7 protein-coding genes are annotated in these 6,667 nt (G+C 64.5%); 5 read left to right on the top strand and 2 right to left on the bottom strand.

The window, feature by feature from the left end:
• The 5 genes from I55_RS26865 to I55_RS26845 form a co-directional block, all read left to right on the top strand.
• The coding region (locus I55_RS26865; protein ID WP_044563804.1) for an ABC transporter permease at window positions 1-662 on the top strand (662 nt) is incomplete at its 5' end.
• 4 nt (window positions 663-666) lie between these two features.
• The gene (locus I55_RS26860; RefSeq protein WP_044563802.1) at window positions 667-1,425 is read left to right on the top strand and encodes an ABC transporter ATP-binding protein; all 759 of its coding nucleotides are present in this window, start codon (window positions 667-669) and stop codon (window positions 1,423-1,425) included.
• Between the two features lie 57 nt (window positions 1,426-1,482).
• Window positions 1,483-2,370 (top strand): hypothetical protein, encoded by an 888-nt coding sequence (locus tag I55_RS26855; RefSeq protein ID WP_044563801.1) that lies wholly within the window; start codon window positions 1,483-1,485, stop codon window positions 2,368-2,370.
• Window positions 2,371-2,384: 14 nt separating this feature from the next.
• Window positions 2,385-3,158, top strand: coding sequence for a hypothetical protein (locus I55_RS26850; protein WP_148293992.1), 774 nt, complete (start codon window positions 2,385-2,387; stop codon window positions 3,156-3,158).
• Window positions 3,159-3,196: 38 nt separating this feature from the next.
• Window positions 3,197-4,366, top strand: coding sequence for an AGE family epimerase/isomerase (locus tag I55_RS26845; RefSeq protein ID WP_044563799.1), 1,170 nt, complete (start codon window positions 3,197-3,199; stop codon window positions 4,364-4,366).
• A gap of 32 nt (window positions 4,367-4,398) precedes the next feature.
• Here I55_RS26845 and I55_RS26840 read toward each other — a convergent pair whose 3' ends face one another.
• Together I55_RS26840 and I55_RS26835 are read right to left on the bottom strand one after the other, a co-directional pair.
• On the bottom strand, window positions 4,399-6,219 hold the full coding sequence (locus I55_RS26840) for a haloacid dehalogenase (protein WP_148293991.1): 1,821 nt from the start codon (window positions 6,217-6,219) through the stop codon (window positions 4,399-4,401).
• A gap of 8 nt (window positions 6,220-6,227) precedes the next feature.
• Window positions 6,228-6,667: glycosyl transferase family 2 (locus I55_RS26835; protein WP_044563798.1), on the bottom strand; the 440-nt coding region annotated here is incomplete at its 5' end.

Here is a 6,667-nt window from a genome sequence, read left to right as displayed (position 1 = left end):
CTGACCTAAGCGCTGCCATCATGATCGCGGCGATGGGGTTGATCTATTCACAGCTCTTCAACATCGACCCCATCCGCTATGTGCCGTTCCTGACCGTTGGCTTGCTAACCTGGCAGTTCATCTCCTCCATCATCACCGATGGCTGCGAGGTGTTCATGTCGGTGCAGCACGCGATTCAGCAGGTGCGGCTGCCCTATACGGTCCATGTGTTCCGCAGCGTGTTCCGCAACCTGCTGATCTTGGGCCACAACGCGGTGCTGATCCCCATCGCCTTCCTGGTGATGGGCCACGGCATCGGTTGGGAGGGGCTGATGGCCATCCCAGGACTGCTGCTGCTGTGCCTCAACGGCATTTGGATCAGCCTGTTGCTGGGTATGGTCAGTGCCCGCTTCCGCGACATTCCACCCATCGTCGCCGCCCTGCTGCAGGTCGTGTTTTTCGCCACCCCGGTCTTCTGGCCGGTGGAAAATCTGGGCAGGTTCCGCCACCTCGGCGAAATGAACCCGCTGTTTGCCGCCATTGACATCGTCCGGGCCCCGTTGCTCGGCGAACCGACCGCGCCGTACTCCTGGCTGATCGTGGGCATCATGACCACGGGAGGCTTGGTCATGACCGCCGGCTTCTTCAGCCGGTTCCGGTCCCGGATCGCTTACTGGGTGTGATCTTATGGCCTCGTTGCACTTGCAGGACCTGACGGTCGAGTTTCCCATCTACCAGGCTGGCGGACGGTCGCTGAAAAAGGCGCTCTTCTCCGCGCCCCTGGTTGGCAGCAACCTCGCCCGGGATGCGTCAAACCGCATCCAGGTTCGCGCCTTGAACCATCTGACCCTATCGATCGAGAAGGGCGACCGCGTCGGCCTGATCGGCCCCAATGGCTCGGGCAAGACGACGCTGCTGAAGACGCTGGCCGGGATTTATGAACCGACCAGCGGCGCGCTTCATATCCAAGGTCGTATTTCCGCCCTGCTGGACGTGTCCTTGGGTCTGAACCCGGAAGCAACGGGGCGTGAGAACATCATGCTGCGCGGCATGTACATGGGCATCCACCCCAAGGACATGCAGGGCCACGTCGAGGAGGTCGTCGAGTTCACGGAACTCGGCCCCTATATCGACATGCCGGTGCGGACTTATTCGGCGGGCATGATGCTGCGTCTGGCCTTCGCCGCGTCCACATGTGTCGAGCCGGAAATCCTGCTGATGGACGAATGGCTGGCCGCCGGCGACAGCCACTTCCTGGCGAAGGCGCAAAAGCGCATGGAAGATTTCGTGCAGCGGTCCAGCCTCATGGTGCTGGCGTCGCATTCGCTGGACCTGCTGGGCAAGTGGTGCAACAAAGGGCTGTACTTGCGCAACGGCAACGTCATCGCATACGGTCCCCTGGCCGAGGTTGCGGACATCTACCAGCAGTCGCTGGCTGAGACCTGATAGCCGCCGCTCCACCAGCTCTTCCCAGCAGGGACATCCCGGAACAAACCGTCGATCATGGTCAGAAAATACGTCTGGGCGGGCATCGCTGTCATGCTTGCCGTCATCGTGTTCAAGCTGGCCCAGGCCGGCGGTGACATGTCCTCGTTCTTCTTGACGATCCGTGAAGTGGCCAAGCCGCTGGCCGTCGTCTATCTCAAGCTGTTCGGCCAGCCGGAGTTCGCGCTGGTGCTGGCGGCAGGCATGATGCTGGCCTGCCTGGGCCTGCTGGGCGGCTTCTGGGTTGGACAGGTGCGACGCACCCTGGACACGCTGAAGCGCATCACCGGCTCCACCATGCCGATCATGTCGGAACCGAATGACCGCCGGGTCGCGTCCACGAAGCGCCTGATGGAGTCGAGTCCGCTGCTGATGGATGAATGGCGGATGTTCGAAGCCACCCTGCTGGATGCCGGCGCGGGAACCGGCCGGCGGGTTTACTCGACCATCCGCCCACAGGAATACTTTTCCATGGAAGCGATGGAGAGCCGGGGACTGGACTTCCGCTTCTACGTCGCCCTGCCCAACTATTTTGTGGGCGTCGGCCTGATGTTCACCTTCCTGGGCTTGGTGGCGGGTCTGTATTTCGCCAGCAAAGGCCTGCAGATGGGCGATCTGGCGGAGGCGCGCCAGGCCCTGGGGCAGTTGCTGGCGGCGTCCACCATGAAATTCGTCAGCTCGGTCGTGGGCATTGGCGCCTCGCTGGTGACCTCCGTGGTCGTGCGGCATTGGCAGCGCAAGGTGCAGGCGGCGTTGGATGATCTGTGTCGCGCCGTCGAACTGTGCTTCCCCCTGATCTCCGCCCACCGCCTGATGGGCAGCTGGGTCCAGGATGGTGCGACCAGTGGTTCCGCCGCCGCCGTTCCGCCCACCGCCTTGCCCGATACCATCGGCCAGGCCTCTTAAGCGGGGTTTCTGCCATGCGACGCGGAACCAGGGCGCACGGGGATGACCAGGAGAGCTACTTCGCCTCCATGTCCGACCTGATGGCCGGCATCGTCTTCATCTTCCTGATCATGTTGATGGCCCTCTCGATGTACAATATCGAGGAAGCGGCCAAACCGCAGCAGGATGAGCCCTCGGAAAAGGCTTATCAGGAAACCATCGCCAAGATCATGGAGGAGCGCGCCCGCATGATCGAGGCGCTGCGCCAGGATCTGATGGCGCGGCATATCGATGCGACCGCGGATGCCGCCAACGGCATCCTGCACCTGCCCGCCACACAGTTCTTCACCCCAGGCACCACCGCCCTGAGGCCCGAGGGGCGCGAGAAGATGGCCGTCGCCGCCGCCCTGCTGGCCCGCTATCTGACCTGCACGGCGGAAACACCGGAGCTGCCGGCGGGCGCATGCCCCGCCACCGCCCGGGTGGACCAGATGGACACGGTCATCACCACCACCGCTCAACCGCCCAAGGGGGTGGCGCCGGAAACGATGGCCCGTGTCCAGGCGCTGGAAACCAGCGCCGCCCTGACCTCCGCCCAGCCCTTGCTGTATGATCTGCATGGCCGGGCAGGACAGCCTTTGCTGACCGTGCACGGTTCCGCCACTCCACCAAGCGCCCCGCCCTCGGCCCCCTCCGCAGCCAAAGGCGGTAGCCGCGGGCATCAGCGCGCCCCGGCAGGCCCTGGAACGGTACCAGCCGGAGACCAGTTGACGATGGCCTTCACCATGGCCCTTCCCGCCCGACCGTAAACGGTCACCGCAGAGCCACACCCGACCAGAGCTCCCTCATGCCGCCGTTTGGCACCTTCACCCGCTATGCTTTCGACCGGCTGCTGCCTCTTTGCCACCAGCGGTTCGCGGATGCCCTGCACGGCGGCTTCCATGAGCGCCTGGATGCGACGGCGCAACCCATGCCGCTGGGCTATAAACGATCGATGGTGCAGGCCCGCCAGCTGTATGTTCTGGCTCATGGCGCCCTGCAGGGCGACCACGCGGGTCAGGCGGCGGCAGAACGCGGTTACGATTTCCTGGTCCGTCATTTTTGGGATGACCGCCATGGCGGTTGGTTCTTCAAGGCCCAGCCGGACGGCCAGGCCCTGGACCGATCCAAGGATTTTTATGGTCACGCTTTCGTGATGTTCGGCCTGGCCTACGCCCATGCGGCGTTTGGCGCCCCCAATGCCGTGTCGCTGGCGCAGGAGACTTGGTCGGTCATGCGTGACCGGCTGGCCATGCCGGCGCTCACCGACGGCGGCTGGGCCGGCCTGGCGGAAGGTGCCAGCGCCGATTGGGCCTTGAATGGTGCCGTGCGCCGCCAGAACCCGCACATGCATCTGCTGGAAGCGCTGCTGGCGCTGCATGAATTCACCGGCGACGATGCCTGGCTGACTGAAGCGACCACCGTCATCAACCTGTTCCGCAGCCGCTTCTACAGCGTCGAAACACAGACCCTGGGTGAGTTCTTCACCCAGGACTGGCGGCCTGATCCCGCCACCGGACATATCGTGGAACCTGGCCATCACTTCGAGTGGGCGTGGCTTCTGGACCGCTATGTCAACCAGGGCGGTGACGTCACGGTGCTGCCCCTGGCCGATGCCCTGTTCGGCAAGGCCGTCGCCCACGGCTTCCTGCCCGATGGCGGCATCATGGATCAGATGGACCCGCAGGGCGCCCCCGTCCTACGCAGCCGCCGCATCTGGCCGGTGGCTGAAGCGATCAAGGCCGCCCTGTCCCAGGCACGCCGCCACCAGGGAACGTCAGCGGGCGATACCGCCTGGGTCCTGGCCCAGCGGCTGACCGCCCACCTGCAGGCCGCCTTTCTGGACGGGCAGACCGGGCACTGGGTTGAAACGCAGGATGAAACAGGCCGCCCCAGCATGCGCGACCTACCCGGCAGCACACCGTACCATTTGTTCCTCGCGGCCTCGGAGGCCGCCCGCGCGGAAAAGGGCGCATAAGTCCCTGCGACCGGGGACATGCCAAGACATCGTCAGGGACCGGCGACACGCCTGGGCAGAATCTCGCGCAGGGTGCGCGTCTGTCGGCGCGTGCCCGCCCACGAGGTCAAGTTTGTCAGCGAGCCGAGCTCATCGGCAAGCGCCAGAGCCGGCCCGGTACACAAGTTCACCAAAGGCCAAGCGGTCTCCAGGACGGGCAGTGTGGGGGCGCCCGCCGCCACCTCGGCGGCATAGTCACGGGCGAATGCGGCGACTCCGTCAGCCAGAGCCGACGCGACCGCGGCTTGCTCCCCATGGCCGTCCCATCGTGTGTCTTCCACCACCTCCACCTTGGGAGATGCCAGCGCCAGGCCGATGACGGCACCCTGGGGGGCGCTGAACAGCAACTCGACCAAGGCCCGGCCTTCATGCAGGCCCTCTATCACCGATGGCGCCACCTTGCCGATGGAAAACAATGCCTCCATCCGTTGCACCTGCGCCCGGCGGCGGCTCTCCGCCCCATCCGTCAGGCACAGGGAATAGCCCTGGATGTCCAGGTCGAACAGGCCGCGCAGGCTGCCTTCCAACGCCTCCTGGTTGGCGCCGTCCCAACCCAGGTCGACCAACGCCACGCGTGAGCCGCGCTGCACACCCAACTGCCGTAGCTGCGCGATTAGCCCCCGGCGATTACGCCGACAGATTTTCAGGATTTCAAACCGGTATTCGAACAGGAAATTCAGCAGGCGTGCGTGATACGTCGGCGACAGCTCGATATCATCCCCCAGGCCGTAGGCCGCCATCACCTCAGGGGTGGGAGCCGGCACGCCGATGCGTTCCAGCACCTCGTAAGGGGCCAGACCATCGGACTCGGCTATCAAAAAATGCAGATAGCCCTGGAACGTCTGGTCCGTCATCGTCGCCAGGGCGAAGACGGTGCGCGACCCCTGAAGATAGCTGCAGGGCGGCAGGTCCCAGGCGCCGGGATTTTCGCGGACGACACGATCCATGCCGTGGCCTTCGCGGGCCAGGAACAACACATGGTCGATACCGTCAGCCTTCGCGCGGCGCTCCAGCCAATTCAGGAAGCCGACCGTGGCGGGTCCCCCTACCTGATAGCCCAATTCACGCGCTGCCAGAGCACCCGCGGCAGGCGTCACGCCAGCCATTGCCGGACGGGGCTGCGGAAGCGCGCGGCGGTAATGGAAGGTGGCGAACCCCTTGGCCCCGGCCTGAAAGACATCCGACTGCGGATCATCGCCGATGTGCAGAAGCCGGTCACGCGGCATGGCGAGATAATCCGCCGCCAGATCGTAGAGCTCACCGCTATCCCGCGCGGTCGCGTTGCAGTCACTGGAAATGAACAGCGGGACGGGATCCAGCCCATGCCGGACCAGCGCCTCGCGCACGAAGGCGCGACCCAAATAGGTGTCCGCCGTGATCAGCACCGGCCGCCCCAATTCCAGCGCGTGATGGAAGGCGGCGTGCGCCGCCGGATCGGGCCACAGGATATCCAGTTCCAAAGCCAGTTCCGCCGCCCTCAAGGCGCCGGCAAGGGCGGGATCCAACGCCAGGCAATCATAGATGCCCGCCAAGGAGATTTCCCGCCGGCCAGCCCGGCGCATGCGCTCCATGGCCTCCGCCTGGGCGGCCCGGCGCAGACTGGGGAATTCAGGCAAGTCGAAGCGACGCCCAAGGATGGCAAATACCTCATCCACCGTGTCGACGGACCGGTGAAAGAGTGTGCCAAAGAACCCGAAGGACACGGCGGCCGCCGTCAGCATGGCGTCGCGCATGGCCTCGCCCAGGTCTGAGGTCGCCCCAAAAACGGACTCGTTAGCGAAGGCCGCGATCTCCGGGGCGAGATTTTCTTTCATGGCCGTCATCACACGATCTCGAAATTAATGCCGTTGGGATGCACGTTGGGATTGTTGAAGGGGTCATGCTGGAACAGATCCGGATGCAGATCGAACAGGCGCGTCCGTTCCCGATCCAAGCGCTCCCGTTTCTCCTTCGATTCGAAATCCAGACCGCGGCTGATGGATTCATGGTGGATCAGCTGCGCCGCCTGGCACATCACGTTGTAATAGCCCGCTTCGTGCAAGCGCATGCAGAGATCGACGTCATTGTAGGCGACGGGGAACCGGAGGTCGAACCCGCCGATGGCGTCGAACTTGCGCCGCTCCACCATCAGGCAGGCCCCCGTTACCGCCAGCAAATTATATTCCAGCAGATTGCGCAGGAAGTAACCGTAGTGATCCCCGGTCTGGCGCAAGAAGGCATGGCTGGGTCCGGCATCAATGTTCAGCACACCCGCATGCTGGA

The organism is Azospirillum sp. B4, assembly GCF_000333275.1.
Lineage (GTDB): Bacteria > Pseudomonadota > Alphaproteobacteria > Azospirillales > Azospirillaceae > Nitrospirillum.
Note: the sequence above shows the minus strand (reverse complement) of the source record. Positions and strands in the feature narration are given on the sequence as shown.

Bases quoted from the DNA above. Each gene is read 5' to 3' on its own strand.
- I55_RS26860 (WP_044563802.1), top strand. From the start codon at position 667: ATGGCCTCGTTGCACTTGCAGGACCTGACGGTCGAGTTTCCCATCTAC.
- I55_RS26855 (WP_044563801.1), top strand. From the start codon at position 1,483: ATGGTCAGAAAATACGTCTGGGCGGGCATCGCTGTCATGCTTGCCGTC.
- I55_RS26850 (WP_148293992.1), top strand. From the start codon at position 2,385: ATGCGACGCGGAACCAGGGCGCACGGGGATGACCAGGAGAGCTACTTC.
- I55_RS26845 (WP_044563799.1), top strand. From the start codon at position 3,197: ATGCCGCCGTTTGGCACCTTCACCCGCTATGCTTTCGACCGGCTGCTG.
- I55_RS26840 (WP_148293991.1), bottom strand. From the start codon at position 6,219: ATGAAAGAAAATCTCGCCCCGGAGATCGCGGCCTTCGCTAACGAGTCC.